The organism is Sorangium sp. So ce185 (assembly GCF_051526825.1).
Lineage (GTDB): Bacteria > Myxococcota_A > Polyangia > Polyangiales > Polyangiaceae > Sorangium > Sorangium cellulosum_D.
In genome coordinates this window covers 2,674,002-2,695,278 of sequence record NZ_CP150316.1, presented here as the reverse complement: position 1 = coordinate 2,695,278, position 21,277 = coordinate 2,674,002, and the positions used below count along the sequence as shown (strand labels likewise).

Sequence of the window (21,277 nt, the reverse complement as noted above, 5' to 3'; positions counted from 1 at the left end):
GCGGGGGCGCCTGTGAGGTTGCATTCCCACCTTCTGGCCGAGAGACGGAGACGAAGAGCATGCCTCAGATGAACATGGTCCAGGCGATCAACGACGCGCTACGCCACGAGATGCGGCGGGACGCGCGGGTCGTCGTGCTCGGCGAGGATGTCGGCAAGGTCGGGGGGGTGTTCCGCGTTACCCAGGGCCTGTTCGACGAGTTCGGGGACGACCGGGTGATCGACACGCCGCTCTCGGAGGGCGGCATCGTGGGGACGGCGATCGGCATGGCGCTCTACGGGCTCGTGCCGATCCCGGAGATCCAGTTCGCCGATTTCATCTATCCCGCGTACGACCAGATCGTGTCCGAGCTGGCGAAGTACCGCTACCGCTCGGGCGGCGAGTACCCGTCGAAGCTGGTCATCCGCACGCCGGTGGGCGGCGGCATCCGCGGCGGGCACTACCACTCGCAGTCGCCCGAGGCGCAGTTCATCCACGTGGCGGGCCTGAAGGTCGTGTGCCCGTCGAACCCGGCCGACGCGAAGGGGCTCCTGCTCTCGTCGATCCGGGATCCCGATCCGGTGCTGTTCTTCGAGCCGAAGCGCATCTACCGCGCGGCGAAGGGGGACGTCCCCGAGGGCGACTACACGGTCCCGCTCGGCCAGGCGAGCGTGGTCCGGCCGGGCTGGCACGTGACGCTCGTGGTCTGGGGCGCGATGCTCTACGAGGCGCTCGACGCGGCGAACCAGGCGGCCGCGCAGGGCATCGAGTGCGAGGTGATCGACCTGCGCACGCTGTGGCCGCTCGACATCGACACGGTGGTCGAGTCGGTGAAGCGGACGGGCCGGTTCATCGTGGTGCACGAGGCGCCGAAGACCTGCGGGTTCGGGGCCGAGATCGTCGCGCTTGTCAACGAGAAGGCGTTCCTCCACCTGGAGGCGCCGCCGCTCCGGGTGACGGGCTTCGACACCCCCTTTCCTTACACCCTCGAGAACGAGTACCTCCCGCTCTCGCATCGTATCCTTCCGGCGATCCTGGAGACGGCGAGGTACTGACGCATGGGCAAGTACGAGTTCAGGCTTCCGGACATCGGCGAGGGCGTCACGGAGGGGGAGATCGTCAGCTGGCTGGTGTCGCCGGGCGACGTGGTCGTCGAGGACCAGCCGATGGTCGAAGTGATGACCGACAAGGCGACGGTGACGATCACGTCGCCGCGCTCGGGCCGGATCGTGGAGACGCGGGGCAAGGTGGGCGGGGTGGTCCCGGTCCACTCGGTGCTCGTGGTGTTCGATCTCGACGACCGGTCCGCCGCCGCGTCGCCGGCGCCGGCGCCGCCCGGCGCGGGCGCGCACGGCCGGCCTGCGGCGCCGTCGCCCTCGTCCGGGGCGGGGATGCGTCAATCCGCCGCGAAGACCGGCCCTGCCGAGCCTGCGGCGACGGCGGTCGGCGACATCCGGGAGGACCTCCCGGGGATGAACCTGATGGTGCCGGCGCGGCCCGCGTGGGCGAACGGCAGCGCGGGCGCCGGCGCGGCGGCCTACTTCAACGAGAAGCCGCTGGCGACGCCGGCGACGCGCAAGCTGGCGCGCGACCTCGGGGTCGACCTGCGGCGCGTGCCGCCGACCGGCCCCGGGGGCCGCGTGACGAAGGACGACGTGCGGGCGCTGGAGGCGCCCGAGGCGGCCGAGGTGGCGCCCGTGACGGCCCCGGCGCTGTCCGAGGTGGCGCCGAAGCGGCCGGCGGGCGCGCCGGAGCGGGCGGCGGGCGCGGCGGCCGTGGAGGCCGAGCTGCTGGACGAGGCGCCGGTGCGCGTGGCGGCCCGGCCCGAGGGGGAGCGCGGCCGCGGGCAGCCGGCGGCGGCGGGCGACGAGCGCGTCCCGCTGCGCGGCGTGCGCAAGCGGATCTTCGAGGCGATGTCGCGGTCGAAGCACACGGCGGCGCACTTCACCTTCGTCGAGGAGTGCGACGTCTCCGCGCTGAAGGAGCGCCGCGCGCGCCTGCGCCCGCTGGCCGAGAAGGCGGGCGTCAAGCTCACGTTCCTGCCCTTCTTCGTGAAGGCCGTCGTCGCCGCGCTCAAGAAGCACCCGACGCTGAACAGCACCTTCGACGAGGCCGCGCAGGAGATCGTCGTCCGGAAGAGCTACCATATCGGCATCGCCTCCGCGACCGAGGCCGGGCTCATCGTGCCTGTCGTGCGCGACGCGGATCGCCGGAGCGTGCTGGAGATCGCGCAGGAGATCGTGCGGCTCGGCGAGGACACGAAGGCAGGGCGGGTGAAGCCGGAGGATCTCGGCGGCTCGACGTTCACGATCACGTCGCTCGGCCAGCAAGGCGGGCTGTTCGCGACGCCGATCCTGAACTTCCCCGAGGTGGCGATCCTCGGGATCCACCAGATGAAGCAGAAGCCGGTGGTGCGCGACGGGCAGATCGTGATCGGCGAGGTGATGCTGCTGTCGCTGTCGTTCGATCACCGGATCATCGACGGTCACGTGGGGGCGGCGTTCGCCTACGAGATCATCGGGTATCTGGAGGATCCCGATCGGCTGTTCCTCGAGATGAGCTGAGCGCGTCCCCGCGTCGCCGCGCTCGCGAGCCCACCTGGTGGGCTCGCCTGCGCGCTGCGCCGAGCGAGCGCCCCCTGTCTCACCGGGCTCGCGAGCCCACCTGGTCGGCGTCTTCTTCGACGAGCCCTGTCACGATGTCATCGACAGGGCGGCGCCGGTGTGGGCGCGGCGCGCGCTGGTTCGCGGAGGACGGACGATGTCTGGCGCATCGCCCGCTCGAAGCGATGGGCGATGCGCGCCAACGCATGGCAGCATGTGTCGCGATGACCCGTAGCAGGGCGCCTGCGGACACCACCATTCCCGTCTTCTCCAATCACGGTGCGTCGTCCCGTTACGCCATCATCGCGGTCCTCTACGAGGGTTCAGACACCCTTCTTTACCGGGGCGTACGTGAGGGCGACGGCCTTCCCGTGGTGCTCAAGATACTCCGGCGCGAACACGCGAGCCGCCGTGCCCGCGAGCGGCTGCGTCACGAGTACGAGGTTGCTCGGGCGCTCGAGAGCACGGCGATCGTCAAGCCCTATGCGCTCGAGATGCTCGGCGATCAGCCGGCGCTGGTCCTGGAGGATTTCGGCGGCGTGTCGCTCGATCGGCTCCTGGACGGGCCGATGCCGCTCGAGCGCTTCTTCCCCCTCGCCGCCGGCATGGCGGAGGCGCTCGCCGCGGTGCATCGGCACGGCGTCGTTCACAAGGACATCAAGCCTCAGAACGTGCTCCTCCACCCCGCCACCGGCGAGGTGAAGATCACCGACCTGGGGATTGCGTCCCAGATACCCCGCGAGCTCCAGCATCTCGAGCACGTCGGGCTCATCGAGGGGACCCTGGCCTACATGGCCCCGGAGCAGACGGGCCGGATGAACCGCTGGGTCGACGAGCGGACCGATCTGTACTCCCTCGGCGTCACCTTCTACGAGATGCTGACGGGCGCTCTGCCGTTCCGGGCCAGCGATCCCGTCGCGTGGGTCTATTGCCACATCGCCCAGAAGCCGGTCCCGCCGCACGCGCTCGTCCCGTCGATTCCCCCGCTCCTGTCGGAGGTCGTGCTCAAGCTGCTCTCCAAGGCCGCCGAGGAGCGTTACCAGAGCGCGGCCGGCCTGCGGTACGATCTGGACGAGTGCTTCGCAAGGTGGCGGGCGAGCGGCGCCATTCCGCCCTTCGCGCTCGGTCAGCGCGACGTCTCCGACCGGTTCCAGGTGCCGCAGCGTCTGTACGGGCGCGAGCGCGAGGTGGAGGCGCTGCTCGCCGTGTTCGAGCGGGTGGTGACGCAGGGCCGGCCAGAGCTGGTGCTGGTGTCGGGCTATGCGGGCATCGGCAAGTCGTCGCTCGTCGCCGAGCTGCACCGGCCGATCGTGAGGGAGCGGGGGTTCTTCCTCTCCGGCAAGTTCGATCAAACCGCGAGGGACGTCCCCTACCGCGCTTTCCTTCAGGCGTTCCGGGCGCTCCTGCAGGAGATCCTCGGCGCGAGCGAGGAGCAGGTCGAGCGCTGGAGACAGCGCTTCCGGGAGGCCCTCGGCGAAAGCGGCAGGCTGCTCGCCGATGTGCTCCCCGAGCTCGGGCTGCTCCTCGGCCCGCAGCCGCCCGTGCCCGAGCTGCCGCCCACCGAGGCCCAGAGCCGGCTGCACGCGACCCTCCAGCGCGTCGTCGCCGCGTGCGCCCGGAAGGAGCACCCCATGGCGCTCTTCCTCGACGATCTGCAGTGGGCCGACGCGGGAAGCCTCCAGTTGCTCGAGCAGCTCGCCACCTACGCCGGGCCCGAGCACCTGCTGCTGATCGGCGCGTACCGCGACAACGAGGTCGGCCCCGCGCACCCGCTGCGGCTCACGCTGGCCGAGGCGCGCAAGCGCGGCGCCGCCGTCTCCGAGCTCGTCCTCGAGCCGCTCTCCGCCGCCCACGTCGAGGCGCTCGTGGCCGAGACGGTCCACGCGCCGCACGCGCCCGCAGAGCAGGTCGAGCCGCTCGCGCGGCTCGTCTACGAGAAGACGGGCGGCAACCCGTTCTTCGTGCTCCAGTTCCTGCTCGCGCTGCACCAGGAGGGGCTCGTCACCTTCGATGCGGAGGAGGGCAGGTGGCGGTGGGACATCGCCGCGATCCGCGACAAGGGGTTCACCGACAACGTCGTCGAGCTGATGGCGGGCAAGCTGTTGCGGCTCTCGGTCCCGACGCGGGACGCGCTCAAGCTCGCCGCGTGCCTCGGCAGCAGCCTGGACCTCGACACCCTCGCGATCGTCGCGGGCCATCCGGCGGCGGAGCTCCGCGATGCGCTCGAGGAGGCCGTGCGGGAGGGGCTGCTCCTCCGCCGAGACGGCGCCTATCGATTCCTCCATGACCGGGTGCAGCAAGCCGCTTACTCGCTCATCCCGGCGGGACAGCTCGCCGAGATGCACCTGGGGATCGGGCGGCTGCTCCTCTCGGCACAACGCGCGGAGGAGCGCGACGACGCGCTCTTCGACGTCGTCGGCCACCTCAACCGCGGCGCCGCGCTTCTACGTTCCCAGGCGGAGCGGGATGAGGTCGCGGCGCTGAACCTCCGCGCCGGCAGGAAGGCCAAGGCCGCCGCGGCCTTCCAGTCCGCCGCCGCGCTCTTCGCCGCGGGCCTCTCGCTGCTCGCGCCGGCCTCGTGGGAGGCGCGGCACGAGCTGACCTATGACCTGGCCTTCGAGCGCGCGCACATCGCGTACATCACCGGCAGCTTCGAGGAAGCCGAGCAGCGCCTGGAAGAGCTCATGGCTCGCGCGAGGACCCGGCACGAGACGGCCGCCGCCGCCGCGCTCGTCGCCGCGCTGAACGTCACCCGCGGGAACTACGCCCGCGCGGTGGAGATCGGGCTCTCGTGCCTCCGCGCGTGCGACGTTGATCTGCCGCTCCACCCCACCGACGCACAGATCGAGAAGGAGACCGAGAGCGTCTGGCAGGCCCTGGGCGATCGGGCCATCGAGGACCTGATCCGCCTGCCCCCCATGACGCACCCGGACATCAAGATCACGATGGGCGTCCTGCGGAGCATGTCCCTCCCTGCATTCTTCGTGGACCCGAACCTGTACAATCTCGTCGTCATGCGCATGGTGAAGCTCAGCCTGCGCCACGGCAACGCCGAGCACTCCGCTGTCGCGTACGCCGCCTTCGCGATGGTGATCAGCTCGAGGTTCGGGCGATACCAGGAGGCTTACCTGTTCGGCAGGCTTGCCCAGGACCTGGCGGACGGGAGCGGCCTCCTGACCACGAAATCGGTGGTGGTCGTCCTCTTCGGACACCATGTCGTCTTCTGGACACGCCACTACCGAGAGACGTATCCGTACACGCGCGACGGCTTCAGCGCCGCGGTCGAGTCCGGCGACCTGAACATGGCGTGCACCAACTGCATCTGGGCCGCGCTGTTCCCGCTGCTCGCTGGCGAGCCGCTGGAGGACGTGCTTCACGAGGTCAAGGAGCGCCTCGATTTCGTGCACAGGGTCGGTTACCCGTTTGCGCACAACGCCCTCCTCGGCGGCCACGCCATGATCCAGACGCTGCGCGGGAGGCCGGTCCGCTTCTCGATGCTGGACGGGTCCGAGCTGGATCCGCCGGCCTTCGAGGCGCAGCTGGAGGAGGCTGGGAAGCTGGAGGCCGCTCGCGACTTCTATTACAGCTTGAAGGCGCAGGCGCTCTTCGTGCTCGGCTCTCCCCGAGAGGCGCTGGCGGCGGCGACCCGCGCGATCGCCGAACACCCCCCCAGGGTCGTGCCGCACGCGGTCGTCGCCGAGAGCTTTTATGTTCTCGCGCTCGCGCTCGCGACCCTCTTCAACGAAGCGCACGAGGCGCACGAGGCGCAGCCGTCCCCGCTGGGGGCGCTGCCCGAGGGGCTCCTCGACTGCGAGCGGCAGCTCGGCGAGTGGGCCAGGAGCGGCCCCGACAACTTCCTCCACAAGCACGCTCTGGTCCGCGCCGAGATCGCCCGGCTCCGGGGGCACGAGCCGGAGGCCAGCCGGCTTTACGAGCAGGCCATCACATCGGCGCGGGAGGCCGGCTTCGTCCAGCACGAGGCGATCGCCTGCGAGCTCGCCGCGGGGTTCTACCGCGCGCGCGGCCTCACCACGCCCGCCGACAGCTACCTGCGAAGGGCACGCGCTGCCTACTTCACGTGGGGCGCTCACGCCAAGGTGGAGCAGCTCGATCAGCGTTATCCCCACCTCGCCCCGCGCAAGCCGATCGCCCCCACCATCACGTTCGCCGTGCGAGCCGAGCAGTTCGACGTCCTGCCGGTGGTCAAGGCCTCGCAGAGCATCTCCGGTGAGCTCAAGCTCCCGCGGCTGCTCGAGACGCTGCTGCGCACCATGGTCGAGCACGCGGGCGCCGAGGAGGGGCATGTGCTCCTGCTCCGGGAGGATCGCCTGTCGACCGCGGCGGCGATCGGGGCGCCCGGAGGCGCGGTACGGCTGCTCGGCGCGGGCGAGGCGCGGTCGGATGCGCTGCCGCAGTCCGTCCTCAACTACGTTCGCCGGAGCCACGAGCGCGTGCTGATCGACGACGCCGCCGCCCGGCACCCCTTCATGGAGGACGAGTATTTCCGGCGCAAGCGCCCGAGATCGGTGCTGTGCCTCCCGATCGTGCGGCAGGCCCGGCAGATCGGCCTGCTCTACCTGGAGAACAACCTCGTCACCGGCGCCTTCACCCCCGGCCGGCTCAGCGTCATCGAGCTGCTCGCCTCGCAGTCGGCGATCTCGCTGGAGAACGCGATGCTCTACGCCGAGCTGGAGCAGGAGAACGCCGAGCGTCGGCGGGCGGAACAGGCGCTGAAGGCCAACCAGGAGATCCTCCAGGCCATCGTCGATAACTCGGTGACGTCCATCTACGTCAAGGATCACGAGGGTCGATATCTGCTCGCCAACCGGCATGTGGGCACCTCCGTGGGCCTGCCGAGCGAGCAGCTCGTCGGGAAGACCGACGCCGAGCTCTTCCCTGCGCCCGTCGCCGAGATGATCCGCGAGCACGACCGGAAGGTGCTCGAGGCGGGCGCGGCGATGGAGTGGGAGGAGGAGGTGCCGCTTCAGGGCGGGCCGCACACCTTCCTGTCGGTCAAGTTCCCTCTCGGCAATGGGCACGCGCCCCGCGCGGTCGGCGGCATCTCCACCGACATCACCGACCGCAAGCGGGCCGAGCAGGCCGAGCGCTTCCTGGCCGAAGCGAGCCGCAAGCTGATGATGCTGGGCTACGGCGCGACCTTCGAGAGCGTGGCGCAGCTCCCGGTGCCCGAGCTCTCGGATCAGTGCGTCGTCGAGGTGCTCCTGGAAGACAGGACGCCGGGTGCGACGGCCGTCGCAGGGGTGCCCGGCGAGCAGCTGGGAGCGCTGAAGGACGCGCTGCGCGCTCTAGCAGAGGCGTCGCCGGCCGGATCCGAGGGGGAAGATGGCCGCGCCACGCCGCTGTTGCAGCAGGTGCATTCGCTCGACCCCCGGGTCAGGCCACCCTGGGATCGGCTCGGCGTCCGTTCCTTCCTGCGGGTTCCGCTGCTCGCGCGCGACCGGTACTTCGGCGTCATGACCCTGCTGGCGACCGCGCCCGAGCGCCGTCATGGTCCCGCCGACCTGCAGCTGGCCGAGGAGCTGGGGCGCCGCGCGGCGCTCGTGCTCGACAACGCCCGTCTGTATGCCGAGGCCCAGGAGGCGATCCAGCGGCGGGACGAGTTCCTCGTCGTCGCGTCTCACGAGCTCAAGACGCCGCTGACCTCGCTGCAGATGCAGGTCCAGGCGGTCGAGCGCGCCCTGCGCCGCCGCTCGCTCGCGGACGTCCCCCCGGAGCGGTTCGAGAGGATGTTCCAGACGCTCGGCCGCCAGACGTTGCGGCTCGGGCGCTTGGTCGACGAGCTGCTCGACGTCACGCGGCTGAACGCCGGGCGGCTGACGCTCGCGCGGGCGCCGGTCGATCTGACGGCGCTGGCGCGCGAGGTCGTCGACCGGATGCGCCCGCAGCTCGCGGACGCCCGCTGCCCGCTCCAGCTCGATCTGGACGAGCCCGTGGTCGGCGACTGGGACGCGTCTCGCGTGGAGCAGGTCGTCATCAACCTCCTGTCGAACGCGATGAAGTACGGCGCAGAGAGGCCTATCCTCGTCGGCGTGCGGCGGAAGGCCGATCGCGCGCTGGTGGTCGTCCGGGATCAGGGCATCGGGATCGCCGAGGCCGATCAGGGCAGGATCTTCGAGCGCTTCGAGCGCGCGGTGTCGGTGCGGAACTTCGGCGGCCTCGGCCTCGGGCTGTACATCGTGCGCTCGATCGTGATGTCGCACGGCGGATCCATCCGGGTGGAGAGCCATCCGGGCGCGGGCGCGACGTTCGTGGTGGAGCTCCCGCTGAACCCGCCGGAGGCGGGCGAGCCCGGCTAGTCGGGTAGGCAGGGTCCCGATCGGCTGTTCCTCGGGATGAGCTGAGCGCCAGGGCGCCGATCCGGGCGCTCGCGCCGCGGCCCCCAGGCGACGGACCCACCGCTCAGTGGCGCGTCCTGAGCAGATCGCGTTCGGTGGGCGCGTTCCTCGCGCTCGTTCCGCGGTCGCCGCGGGGAGCACGCGCGCTCCGCGGCGCCGGGCGGGGCTCGACCGGGCGCGCGGCCTGTTGCGCGGCAAGGGGGCGCGGCGCGGCCGCCGGGGCGGCGGCCTCCTCGGGCGCGGGGGCGTAGGCGGCGGCCGCCGCAGCGTCCCCCGAGCGCGCCGCTGGGCGCGGGCTCGCCTGGGCGGCGATGCGCGCCTGCGCGGCGCGGACGATGGCCCCGGCGCGCGCGTCGACGCTCGCCGCCCGCAGCGCGCCGGGGACCTGGACCTGCGCCCACAGCGCGCCGGTCGACAGCACGACGCCGAGCGCCACGACGAGGCCGGCCGCGAGGCCCAGCTTGCCCCGGCGCGCGGGCTCGGCGCGCGCAGGCGCCGCCGACGCGCCGACCGCGGCCTCGTAGGCGGCGACCATGGCCTCCATCGAGGGGAACCGCTCCGTCGGATCCAGGGCGAAGGCGCGCGCGAACCAGCCCGAGAGCGCTGGCGGCGCCGCCGGGCACAGCGACGACCGCGGCGGCGGCGCGCTGGCCAGGATCGAGGCGAGCACGTCGCTCATGGTCTGGCCCGGGAAGGGCAGCTGGCCCGTGAGCGCCTCGTACGAGACGACCGCGAGCGCCCACATGTCCGAGTGCGCGCTCGTGTCCCCGTCGCATGCGTGCTCCGGGCTCAGGTACGCCGGCGTGCCCAGCACCACGCCGTCGGCGGTGCGACGGGGGAAATCGGCTGGCAGGTCTTTCCGGATCCACTTGGCGATGCCGAAGTCCGCGACCTTGGCGCGCACCTCGCCGCTCCGCTCCTCCTCGAGCAGCACGTTCGTCGGCTTGACGTCGCGGTGCACGATGCCGAGGCCGTGCGCGACCGAGAGGGCCTCTCCGATCTGGCCGAGCAGCGGGGCGAGCTCCGCCGGGGACATCGGCCCCCGTTCCTGCATGAGCTGCCTCAGCGACCGGCCTCGAACGTAGCCCATGACGAGGTACGGACCCGCCTCGGGATCGCTCCCGACGTCGCGCACGGCGACGACGTGGTCGGTCTTCTGCGCCAGCTGCGCCGCGACCTGGGCCTCGAACCGGAAGCGCTCCAGCGCGGTGCCAGCCTGGCTCTCGCGCTGGACGGTGAGGAGCTTGAGCGCGACGTCGATGCGCAGGGCCCTGTCGTGCGCGAGCCACACCTCGCCCATGGCGCCGCGGCCGATCAGCCGCAGGAGCTTGTACCGCCCGGCGACGACCTGGTTGCGCCGGGGGTCCTGCGCGACGTCGCCCCGCCCGGCTGCGGAAGAGGCGGGGCCGGCGTCGCCGGAGCGGCCGGCGCGCGCCAGAGCGGCACGCGCGCTGATCGGGGGATTGGCGTCAGATTGTCCAGCGGAAGCCGATGCTTGCCACACGAGCGGTACCCTCCGTGCCGTCGCCGTGTCCAAGCTCGTTGACGCGCTGATGCGACAACGCTCCTGGCCACCGAGACCGGGGCATGTCGGCTACGATACCACCGGGAAGGCGAAACTGGAATCAGGAATGGTGGAAGCGCCTCGCTCGGGAGTCGCCGGATCCACCATCATGTGCGCAAGGGTGGTGAGTTGGCGCATGATGGCGGCGACCTCGCCCAGGTCGGAACGTGATCTTGTCGGCCGTGGTGGACGACCTCGATGGTGATTCCGTCGGCGTCGCGCACGAGCGCGGCGGAGCGGCCAGGGCGGCATGGGCGCTCGCCGGGAGGGCCGGGCGCGAGGTGGGTATGCACAAGGGGGCTCGATCCCTTCGACGAAGAAGGACGATTTCCTTGATCGCGCTTTGATCCCTTTGGGGATTCCGCGACGGCGACAGACTTTACGCCGACTTCATTTCCGCTCGCGCGTCGCTCATGGCTCGTAGTGCCGAGCAGCTGATCTCCGGCGGCAGCGCGGCCTTCTCGTGACCGCCAGCGGGAGCTCGCCACGTGGAGAGCAGCTCGATTCCGGCTGCGCGGTACGTGGCGGCGCGCTCGCGGTAGAGAACACGCGATCCGGGGGGCGGCGTCCTCATCACCCGGTTGGACGGGCGCCTCCTGGCGCGCGAGCGCCTCGATACCTTCCGCGTGAGCGCACCGTTGAACGATCTCAGAGCGGGCGGGCACTCACCGAAGGAGCACCGACGCCAGGTCGCCGGCCCGTCCGTAGACCTGGGTCGCCGGTGCTCTCACGCGCCAAGTCTCCCGCTGTTCTCGGGAGCTCGCGGCGCGCGCTCTTCTTCCACCCAATTCGACGGCGTTTTTCGGAATCTCGTTCTTCGACCGCCCTTTCAAAAAGCTGCAGATCAGCGCTCGATACCCTCGAACGCCGATTCAGGTCGCACTTTTCCCCGAGGAGCTCGCATGAATCGTAGTCGTTATTTGTTCTCGGCGCTGTCCTTACTATCCGCTCTCGTGGTCGTCGCGTGCAGCGACGCCGAGAAGGGCAGCAGCGGCTCATCCCGCTCCGGTCCGGAGAACGGCGACGCGGAAGCGCTGCCGTGCGACGTCGACAAGATCCTCTCCACGAAGTGCCAGACCTGTCACGGGGCGTCCCCTAAGTTCGGCGCGCCGCTCCCGCTGGTCGACCGGAGCGATCTGGTCGCGCCCGCGGTGAGCGATCCCAACAAGAAGGTCTACGAGCTCGTCGCCGCACGCGCCCGCGACACCGCGCGCCCCATGCCTCCGCCCCCGACCGAGCGCCTGACCGCCGCGGAGCTCGCGATCTTCGATCAATGGATCGCCGCCGGCATGCCGGCCGGTAAAGAGACGTGCGTCGACCCGGGCGGCGGCGGAACCATCGACCCTCCGACCCTGAGCTGCACACCGGATGTCCTGCTAGCGCCGTCCGCGCCGTACGTCATGCCGAAGGACGTCCAGGACCAGTATATGTGTTATGGGGTCGATGTAGAGATCGGCCAGAAACGACACCTCGTCGGGATCGCACCCCAGATCGACAACAGCACCATTGTACACCATATCCTGCTCTTCAAGGCGGATGAGGCGTCTCCCTCGACGCCCACGCCCTGTGAGGGGGGCGACATCCAGGGGGCTCTTTTGTCCGTCTGGGCGCCCGGCGGCGAGGCCACGGAGCTGCCGCTAGAGGCGGGCTTCCCGCTGGAAGGCACGGCACACTTCGTAGTCCAGGTGCACTACAGCAACATCAAGGGCCTCGACGGGCAGCAAGACAGCACCGGCTTCAACGTCTGCACGACGACGGAGCTCCGCCCCAACGACGCCGGCATCTTCTCGTTCGGCACAGAAGACATCAACATCCCGCCTCACGGCTCGCTCGACGTGAGCTGCGATTACCAGTTCCCGCGGGATATGGGGACGATTTCGGTGATCAGTGTTATGCCGCACATGCACAATCTCGGCAAGCACCTGTCGAGCAACACGGTGCCCACGGACGGCAGCGAGCCGAGCAACCTGGGGCTCGCCGATCCGTGGAACTTCGACAACCAGATCTGGTACGACAACGATACCATCCTTCGAGGCGGCGACACCGTGAGGACGCGTTGCGCGTGGGACAACCCGGGCAACAGGGCCGTGGAATTCGGGGAGCGGACGGTGGATGAGATGTGTTATAATTTCGTGATGTACTATCCGTCTCAAGAGATAGAGTTGACTACTCCGACGGACGACGCGTCCTGTGTGACGACAAAATAGACCAGCTCGTGCAAGACGCGCGGCCTGTGCCCAAGCGGAGGCGCGCGCCGTTCGGCGAGAGCGCTCGTAAGCCTGGCGAACAGGAGCACCGCGCGCGCCGCCGGGCGCCTTCCAGGGTCTCTTCGATCCGCGCGCCACCCCGACGGCCGCGTCGATCGCTTCGCTTTCAGCGAGCGGATAGGACAAGCAAACGCGTTCCGCAAAGTCGAGATTCTCGGAGCCGTTCCTGACTCGTGCAGTCCGACTGTACGAGCTCATCGACAGAACGGGCCTTGTGTGATCATGCAGGCCTTCCGCCTGGGCGGCGGAGAGCATCGACCTCGGCCTGGGTCTCGGCCACGTCGCGCCGCTGGTGCTCGGCCCGGCCGTCGTGCCCGAGATCACCGATCCAGCCGAAGCGGCGTCGGAGACGGAGCTCGCCGTGCTCTCGGCGGTGACGCACGGCAACGGGCCGAACGGGCTCGCCGTGGTCCAGGCCGCGCTCGCTGCCCTTGGCCGGCTCGACCACGAGCACGCGATGGTGTATTTCAGCTCATCTGGAACGCGTTGCGTGAGCCGATGCGGCAGGCTCTGGAGGCGTTGGTCATGGAACGGCAGATCGAAGGCGAGGCGACGTTTCCCCCGTTCGTGCAGAAGCTCATCGATCGCGGCATGCGTGAGGGCGACCTCAAGGGCATGCGTGAGGGCAAGCTCGAGGGCATCCGTGAGGGCGAGCTCAAGGGCAAGAGGGATACGCTGTTGCGGCTGCTCGCTCGTGCAGGGATGGCGCTCACCGAGGACGAGGGCGCGCGCATCCAGGCATGCACGGACGTCGCGACCCTCGACCGCTGGATCGATAACGTCCTCGGGGCGAAGACTGCCGCCGAAGTGCTCTCCTGACGGGTGACGGATGCGGCCCGACAGGGCGATGAATCAGACGGGCTTCGCCCGCTGATTGTCGCCGGGCGTTGGGCGGACATGGCGTGGTGAGGAAGCCGTGAGCGACCATCGTGTTCAGTGTCCCTGCTGCGACTACTTTTCCTTGCCCTGCCGGGGCGAGTACGAGATCTGCGAGGTCTGCTTTTGGGAGGACGACGGCGGGGCTCTCGGCGATCTCGATGAGTATTCCGGGCCGAACCACATGACGCTTCGGGAGGGACGCGACAACTTCCGTCGGATCGGCGCCTGTGACGATCGAGCGCTCGCTCACGTTCTTCCTGTGGCGGACCGCGTCCGGTTCCGGCGGGTGCCTCGATGATGCTGCTCATCCGCGAGCTCGCCGGAGCGTCACGCGCGTCCGTACCGTCGCTGTCCGTGCACCACCACGGCGCGCGCCTCGCGCTCGGCGTCTTGCGTCTTGATGGCCTCGCGCTTGTCGTAGATCTTCTTCCCCCTCGCCAGCGCGATCTCGGCCTTGGCGAAGCCGCTCTTGAAGTAGAGCCGGGTAGCGATGGCGGTCATCCCCTCACGGGCGATCGAATGGTCGATGCGCTCGATCTCGCGCCGGTGGAGCAGGAGCTTGCGCGCGCCCTTCGGCAAGTGGCCGAAGGCGGCGCCGGCCATCGCGGCGATGCTCACGCCGTGCAAGAACGCCTCTCCCCGCAGGACCGTGCAGAACGAGTCGGTCAAGTCGGCCTTGCCGTCGCGGAGCATCTTCACCTCGCTCCCCTTGAGGACGATCCCCGCCTCGAACCGGTCACCGAGATCGTAATCGAAGCCTGCGCGCTTGTTGCGCGCGATGAGAACCTCGCCCGGCCTGACCTTTTCCTTCGGCACGGAGGGACCTTAGCACGACGCTCCCGTGCCCCCCGACCATGGAGCCGCGCGAGCCCCCTGCCCGGCTGCTTCGAACAGCGATGCGCGCACCGTGGCTCAGCCAGCGCGAATTCCGTCGCCGCGGGGCGGCCCTGGGTCGAGGTCGGGGGCCGCTCCGCGCAGCCGGGAGAGCGGATGCCGCTACTGCTGCCGAGCCGAGGTCGGCCAGCGGCGGAGAGAGAGCGCTAGAGCCATTGACCTCGGGGCTGCCTCATCGTCGTTCTAGGTGACGGGCGGCGCGCCGTTGGTCGCCGCGCCGGATACCGCCGCGGCCGGCGGCGCAGCACCGGATGCCGCCGGCGCCGCCGTGGCCAGCGGCGCCACTGGAGGCGCAGGCGACGCCGGCGCCGTCGGGGCGGTCGGGGCGTCGTCCTGCGGCGCCGCGGCGTCGCTCGACGATGCCGCGCGACCACCGCGGCCCTTGTAGAGCGACGGCGCGATCGTGTCGGCGTCGCCCTCGTTCCAGCGGAGGTAGGCGATCGCGCGGCGGGTCTGATCGTAGGCGTGCACGAGCAGCGCGAACGCGCGCGCCCTCGTGTCCGCGGCCTCGGTCGGCCCGGGCCCCTTGCCGTGCTCCCTCACGCCGAGCGCGGCGAGGAGCTGCGGCCCGAGCTCGCCGGCGCGATTGACCTCCTCCTCGGTCGCCGCGGTCTTGCCGGCGATCTCCGACCAGCTCCCGCTGAACAGCGCCGAGAGCGCGACGAGATCGTTGGCCGTGTCGATGTGCCCCTGTCCCGCGCGGATCTCCGCGACCGTCTCCGCGTCGAGCAGGCCGCGGCGGGCGAGCGCCTCGGCGTCGCCCAAGAGGTTCTCGCGGAGCGGGACCGCCTCTTCGACGAGCGGCTTCAGCGCGCTCTCGGTGCCTCCGCTGGACAGCCATACGAGGTGCGCGTACCACGCGGCGAGCGCGTACGTCTCCAGCCGTTCGAGCAGCGCGACGTCGTGCTTCTGCAGCTGCTCGGCGATATCGGGGCGGAGCGCGAGGAGACCGGGCAGCACGCCCAGCACCTGGGAGACCACCCGCGGAATGTCGAGGTTGACGGCGATGAGCCGATCCGCGCTCAGCGCCTCGATCTCGGGGAGGGCCTCGTTGAACGCGGTCGCCGCCTTGAGCGGGGCCGCGGGCTTCTTGGGCGTCGGCTTCTTCTTGTTGGAGAACGGTCTGGCCATGAGGGAATCACCTCTCGTCGATGTGCGCCGCGGAGAGGCGGAAGAATAGATACGCCATGCTCCCCCACCCCCGTGCTGGACGCGATGTGACCGCCCGGCGCGCGCCGGACGTTCCGGTCAGGGATAGTCACCCTCATCTTGCTGTCAATTCCGAACGCGTGCTCCTCAGTGTCGTAATGTTGCGCCACGGCTTGTGTCGTAATGTTCCAGCATAGGTGGCGTGCCTGCATGGGCCGACGGGAGGGGCCGCCCTGCCGCCGCGCGCGCCCCTGGCATCTTGCGGGGCCGGCGCCGTGCGGGGCCTGGAGGCCGAGGGTTATGGATCGGGCAGACCCGTTCGGGCGAGGGCTGCCGAGCTGCCTGCCGGCAACCGGGTCCGGTTCCGAGAGGGCTGCCCAGCTGCCTGACCGCAACCGGGTCCGGTTCCGCGAGGGCTGCCCAGCTGCCTGTCGGTAACCGGTTCCGGTTCCGCGAGGCTGCTCAGCTGCCTGCCCGTAACCGGTTCCGGTTCCGCGGGGGCTGCCGAGCTGCCTGCCCGTAACCGGTTCCGGTTCCGCGAGGCTGCTCAGCTGCCTGCCCGTAACCGGTTCCGGTTCCGCGGGGGCTGCCGAGCTGCCTTCCGACAACCGGTTCCGGTTCCGCGAGGCTGCTCAGCTGCCTGCCCGTAACCGGTTCCGGTTCCGCGGGGGCTGCCGAGCTGCCTTCCGACAACCGGTTGCGCGACCGGGCTTCTCGCAGCGCTCCTCCTCCGCGGCGATGCGCCTCGCGAGCGCTTCCCGCGCGCCATCGAGCGCTCTCATGCGCCACCTGTAGACCGTGCTGGCGGGTATCCCTCGCATCTCGGCGATGTCTCTCACGGCGATCTCGTGGAGGTCGTGCTGGACGAGCACCGAGCGCAGCTCGAACGGCAACTCCAGGACGAGTGCTCTCAGCAGGCGCCGCCGCTCCGCCGCGAGCAGGCGCTCGATCGCCGTCGCGCTGCCGCCGGCCTCGCACAGCGCTGCGGGATCCGTGAGGATCTCGTTCCGTCGAGAAGCCTTCGCGTGGTAACGCGAAGCGACGTTCACCGCAATGCCATTCAGCCACCGCGCGACCTCGCCACGCGAGGGGTCGTAGGTGCCAAAGCCCATGATGGCCGCGAGAAAGACATCCTGGCTCAGATCGCCTCGATCGCGCTCGGGTACGCGGAGCTTCCCGAGCCACCGGTGAACGCGCCGAGCCGTCTCGGCCCGAAAGAGATCGTGAAACGCGTCCGCCCGGTCACGGGATGTCGCGCGCTTCGCCTCGTTCTGCCGAGATCCCAGCACCGCCTTCGGCACGAGCGCCGCCTCGCGCTCGGCGATGGCCCGCTGCGCGCTCCTCACCGGATCCGATCCAGCAGCGCTTCGCGCTCGCGCGCCATGCGGCCCCGCGGGAACCTGCGTCCGTGCTCCTCCAGCATGCGTCGCGCCTCGACGAGCGACGCGACATCACCGGCCTCCACGGCCGTCCGCGCGCGGGCGACCAGATCTCGCTCGCGTGCGCCGATCGCCGGGCGCCGCGCCGCGGGCCGGCCTGGCGGCACGGCGGGGCCTGCCGGCATGGCGAGGGCGGCAGTGGCCGCCACCGCCGCGGCCAGCGCCCGAGGCGCCGTCACCGCGCCGTCCAGCGCCTGGTCCACGCGCGCCGGCTCGGCGGGATCCCGCCCGGCCTGCGCGGTCGCCGGCACGAGCGTGCTCCGGGAGACCACGGCGGCCATGGACGTGCGGAGCGGCTCGACGGGCTCCCTCGGGCCCGCGGCCAGCGTGCCGAGCGCCGCCGCGCACGCGATGGCGAAGCCCGGCGCCACCCAACGCGCCGAACCACCACGCCGGAACGAGCGCCGCTCCAGGAGCCAGGGCGCGAACAGCACGGCGCGCAGCCGCCGGACGCCGCGGCCCCGCTGCCTCGCCTCCCAGCGGGCGGCCGCCTCCTCGAACTCCACCCGGGCGCGGCGCAGGCGACTCCGCGCGGTCTCCAGCGGGATCTCCAGCTCTCGAGCGACGTCGGCGATCGGCCGCTCCAGGAGCTCGCACGCGATGAAGACCGCGCGGCGCCGCTCGCCGATCTGCTCGATCAGCTGCCGCACCAGCGCCGCCTCCTGGCGCGCGATGGCGTGCTCCTCGGGGCTCTTTCGCTCGTCGCAGAGCGCCGCCTCGTCGAGGCCCGTGAGCGCCTCCTCGCGCCTGCGCGCCGCACGCCGGTGATCGCGGGCCGCGTTCAGGACGACGCTGTCGCGAAAGGCGCTCGGATTCGCGGCCGAGCGCGCCTGCTCTCGCTTCTCCCACAGCCGCACCATCGCGTCCTGCATGACGTCGTCGAGATCCCGCGCGGGCACCCCGACGTAGCTGGCGAGCGATCTCACGCGGGCGGGTAGAAGGCAGGTCGGCGTTGCTCGGTCCACGACCCACCAGACGATCCGAGCCCGGCCCGATGGTCCAAAAATCGACCGGGCCCGCGAGAGAGGGTGGGACAGGCGGCGCCACGCACGGCACACGATGGCGACATGGCGACGAGGCGGGACGCGGGCCCGGCGAGATGTCCTTCGTGCAGACTTGCAGATCCAGCCTGCCGGCGGAGCTGAGCCGTTGCCCAGCTCCGCCGTGGCCCCCTGCCCCATTCCGGCCTCTGACCTCCGGTCCCCCGCAGTGAGGTCACGGCATTACTTCATCGATGCTCCGGTTCTCTTTCGGTCGTTGCTCCAGTGACGACTCTGGCCGTCTCGAACGCCATCGACAACGATCAACAACGAGAACCCCCAGCGCTTCCGGGGACCGGCTCGTTGACATGGGCCCGCACGAAGGAGTATCCACCGAGCGGTGTGCCGCGCGCGCTGCGCCTTCGTGACGTGCGTTTTCCTTGGCGTCATCGCGGCGCAGGAGGGCGTGGCGGGCGCGCGAGAGCCCCACGCGATCTCGGGCGCGCACGAGGCATCGACGACGGCGAATCCGCTGCGCCTCGCCCGGCAGGCGCGCGACGCCGGACGGTGGGTCGAGGCCGAGGCGGCATACGAAGCGGCCCTCGAAGCGGCTGAGGCGGCGTGGACGACCGACGCGGAACGCGCCGAGATCGCGGCGGAGCTCGGCCTGTGCGAGCTCGCGCTGGGCAGGTACCGCGACGCGGCGGACCACCTGGCGCAGAGCTTGAGGCACCGCGACGGGCTCCGCCGCGCGCTCCGGGAACGCGCGGAAGACGGCCTGCTCCAGGCGGAGCGCCGCGTGGCGACCGTCTACCTGGGGGTCAATCCGCCCGACGCCGAGGTGTTCGTCGATGGCAAAGCGCTGGGGCGCCCGGCGCCGACCTACGAGCTGTTCCTGGAGCCGGGGCACCACACCGTGCGGGCCCGGCTCGATGGCCACGCCGAGGCGGTGAGCGCGTTCGAGGGGCAGGCAGGCAAGGACATCTCGCTGGCGCTGAAGCTGCCTCGCGCGCCGGAGCGCGGCGCACGGGCGCCGGAGGCGGCCGGCGCTGGCGCGGCGCGGTCGGCGGCTCCGTCGCCAGGTCCGGCGGCCCGGCCGGCGGTGCCCCTGACGGAGCTGCGGATCGGGGGCGCGGCGCTGGCGACGGCCGCGGTGGCGGCCGGCACGGTGTTCCTGCTGCGGGCCGATGTGATCGACGGCAATCTCGCCGAGCGCGAGGTGGCGCTCCGCCGGCAAGGCTGGACGCCGACGACGTGCTGGTGGCCGGACGCGCCATCGGCCTGCGCGGAGATCCGCAGGGACCTGGCCGCGCGGGATCTGTTCGCGACGCTTGGCAACGTGGCGCTGGCGACGGGGGCGGTGTTCGGGATCGCGACGGCGGCGTCGTTCCTCGCGGAAGGGTGGCTCCTGGACGAGACGCCGCCCCGCGGAGGCGTGCAGGTGGTGCCGAGCGCGACGAGAACGCAGTCCGGGCTCATCCTTCAGGGCGCGTGGTGAGGCCAGGAGGGACGATGGAGATGCGCCGGCGGCGAGGTCGAGCGAGGCTGCGTTCGGTCGCGCTGATCGTGCTCGGCTGCGGAAGCGTCTCGGGGGGCGCCGGCTGCTACTATGCCGAGGACTGCGCGAGGAGCTTCACGTGCCATCCGCTCCCCGGCGAGACGCCCCCGACGCTGCCGGCGTCGCCGTGCGACGGCGATCCCGCGACGAGCCCGGCGAAGGACGGGTGCGGGGTGTTCGTCGCGCGGCACGGGGACGACGCGAGCGACGGGACGAGGGAGGCGCCCGTGAGGACGCTGCGGCGCGCGGTGGAAAAGGCGGCGGAGCCCGGGGGGACGCGGCGGGTGTACGCGTGCGCGGAGGACTTCGAGGAGGCGGTCGTGCTGCCGTCGGGGGTCGCGATCTGGGGCGGGCGGGACTGCGGCGCGCAGGCGTGGACCTGGGGCGGCGGGGAGAGCTTTAGCGGGATCGTGACGGCGCCGGGGCGGGTGCCGCTCACGGTGGAGGCACGCCAGGAGAGCAGGACGTCGGTGGTGTTCGGGGTGCGGCTCGTGGCGGCGGATGCGGTCCGGCCGAGCGGGTCGGCCATCGGGATGATCGTGGGCGAGGGCGCGGCGGTGGAGGTGGTGTCGAGCGAGATCCTGGCGGGGGACGGGGCCGATGGGGCGGATGGGGAGAGCGCTCCCCAAGCATGGCGGGCGCCGGATGGGGCGCCTGGCCATCCAGGCGCGCCGGGGTGCCTGGCGGACTGGACCGAGGGCGCGCCGCCGGCGGTGACCATGTGCGAGGACGGCACGACCTCCATCGGCGGCGCGGGCGGCGAGGGCAACGTCGCTGCGGGAGGCGACGGTGAGCCAGGCGCGCCAGCGGCTGGCGTGGCACCGAGGCCTGGCTCGATGGAGGACGGTGAAGGGGGAAAGGGCGGGGCGATGACCTGTACGCCCGGCGATGATGGCCACCCAGGTGAGCCCGGCGCGAACGGGATCGGCGGCGGGACGGGTTTGGACGACCGGCTCCAGTACGGAACCATCAGCGCGCGCGGCTGGCAGGGTTTCTCGGGACAGGACGGCCAGAACGGGGAGATTGGCCAGGGAGGCGGCGGCGGGGGCGGTGTCGGAACGAATGGGCAGTGCCGCCCTGTGGATCCGCAAGGCGGACCGTCCGGCGGCTCGGGCGGGGGCGGCGGCTGCGGGGGGCGCGGTGGCCGAGGCGGCGGCTACGGAGGCGGTAGCTTCGGGATCATCGCGTTGCATGCTCACGTCATGGTGGACAAGACGGACGTTATCGTCGGCAATGGGGGGCGCGGCGGCAACGGAGGGACGGGGCAAGAGGGTGGCTGGGGCGGTTCACCCGGCGCCCGGGGAGCTGTCGCACCCGCAGCCTACTATGCATGCGGGGGCGGGGTCGGCGGCACCGGCGGCAAAGGCGGCCATGGCGGCGGAGGGCTCGGGGGCGTGGCCATTGCCGTCGCGCTCGTGGACAGCAGCGTTCACCTCACGGAGAGCGCCGACTGGGCTTGGGGAGCCCCTGGTGCCGGTGGACGCGGAGGCGATCCGAGCGACGATAACACCAAAGGGGAGGACGGCCGGACCGCCGTCCTCTGGGAGTTCCCCGAGCTGATTGTGCCGCCCCAATGAGGCCGTTCGCACGGGAATGATCAGGGAGAGAG

General features: G+C 71.2%; 13 protein-coding genes. 8 read left to right on the top strand and 5 right to left on the bottom strand.

Annotated elements, in window-relative coordinates; genetic code table 11:
- Positions 1-59 precede the first annotated feature (59 nt).
- From WMF26_RS10000 to WMF26_RS09990, 3 genes are all read left to right on the top strand, one after another.
- Positions 60-1,034: an alpha-ketoacid dehydrogenase subunit beta gene (locus WMF26_RS10000; RefSeq protein WP_061625212.1), complete on the top strand. Its 975-nt coding sequence runs from the start codon at positions 60-62 to the stop codon at positions 1,032-1,034.
- Between the two features lie 3 nt (positions 1,035-1,037).
- On the top strand, positions 1,038-2,543 hold the full coding sequence (locus WMF26_RS09995; protein ID WP_438000136.1) for a dihydrolipoamide acetyltransferase family protein: 1,506 nt from the start codon (positions 1,038-1,040) through the stop codon (positions 2,541-2,543).
- Positions 2,544-2,806: 263 nt separating this feature from the next.
- On the top strand, positions 2,807-8,899 hold the full coding sequence (locus WMF26_RS09990) for an AAA family ATPase (protein ID WP_438000135.1): 6,093 nt from the start codon (positions 2,807-2,809) through the stop codon (positions 8,897-8,899).
- Positions 8,900-9,002: 103 nt separating this feature from the next.
- Here WMF26_RS09990 and WMF26_RS09985 read toward each other — a convergent pair whose 3' ends face one another.
- Positions 9,003-10,442, bottom strand: a complete 1,440-nt coding sequence (locus WMF26_RS09985) for a serine/threonine-protein kinase (protein WP_438000134.1) — start codon at positions 10,440-10,442, stop codon at positions 9,003-9,005.
- Between the two features lie 962 nt (positions 10,443-11,404).
- Between WMF26_RS09985 and WMF26_RS09980 the strand changes: the two genes are divergently transcribed.
- The 3 genes from WMF26_RS09980 (at position 11,405) to WMF26_RS09970 (ending at position 13,946) form a co-directional block, all read left to right on the top strand.
- Positions 11,405-12,709, top strand: coding sequence for a peptidylglycine alpha-amidating monooxygenase (locus WMF26_RS09980; protein WP_438000133.1), 1,305 nt, complete (start codon positions 11,405-11,407; stop codon positions 12,707-12,709).
- A 585-nt stretch (positions 12,710-13,294) separates the two neighbouring features.
- A complete protein-coding gene (locus tag WMF26_RS09975) occupies positions 13,295-13,588 on the top strand; it encodes a hypothetical protein (protein WP_438000132.1) in 294 nt (97 codons plus the stop codon).
- Between the two features lie 97 nt (positions 13,589-13,685).
- Complete coding sequence (locus WMF26_RS09970; protein WP_438000131.1) at positions 13,686-13,946, top strand: CPCC family cysteine-rich protein; 261 nt, start codon at positions 13,686-13,688, stop codon at positions 13,944-13,946.
- A 29-nt stretch (positions 13,947-13,975) separates the two neighbouring features.
- Here the strand turns inward: WMF26_RS09970 and smpB are convergent, their stop codons facing one another.
- The 4 genes from smpB to WMF26_RS09950 all read right to left on the bottom strand — a co-directional run bounded on the left by smpB (position 13,976) and on the right by WMF26_RS09950 (position 18,056).
- On the bottom strand, positions 13,976-14,464 hold the full coding sequence (gene smpB, locus WMF26_RS09965; RefSeq protein WP_438000130.1) for an SsrA-binding protein SmpB: 489 nt from the start codon (positions 14,462-14,464) through the stop codon (positions 13,976-13,978).
- 261 nt (positions 14,465-14,725) lie between these two features.
- Positions 14,726-15,673: a hypothetical protein gene (locus tag WMF26_RS09960; RefSeq protein ID WP_438000129.1), complete on the bottom strand. Its 948-nt coding sequence runs from the start codon at positions 15,671-15,673 to the stop codon at positions 14,726-14,728.
- Between the two features lie 650 nt (positions 15,674-16,323).
- On the bottom strand, positions 16,324-16,992 hold the full coding sequence (locus WMF26_RS09955; protein WP_438000128.1) for an RNA polymerase sigma factor: 669 nt from the start codon (positions 16,990-16,992) through the stop codon (positions 16,324-16,326).
- 41 nt (positions 16,993-17,033) lie between these two features.
- Positions 17,034-18,056 carry an RNA polymerase sigma factor gene (locus WMF26_RS09950; protein ID WP_438000127.1) on the bottom strand — a complete coding sequence of 341 codons (1,023 nt, stop codon included), beginning with the start codon at positions 18,054-18,056 and terminating at the stop codon, positions 17,034-17,036.
- 520 nt (positions 18,057-18,576) lie between these two features.
- Between WMF26_RS09950 and WMF26_RS09945 the strand changes: the two genes are divergently transcribed.
- A complete protein-coding gene (locus tag WMF26_RS09945; protein ID WP_438000126.1) occupies positions 18,577-19,608 on the top strand; it encodes a tetratricopeptide repeat protein in 1,032 nt (343 codons plus the stop codon).
- 14 nt (positions 19,609-19,622) lie between these two features.
- Positions 19,623-21,245 (top strand): hypothetical protein, encoded by a 1,623-nt coding sequence (locus WMF26_RS09940; RefSeq protein WP_438000125.1) that lies wholly within the window; start codon positions 19,623-19,625, stop codon positions 21,243-21,245.
- Positions 21,246-21,277 lie beyond the last annotated feature (32 nt).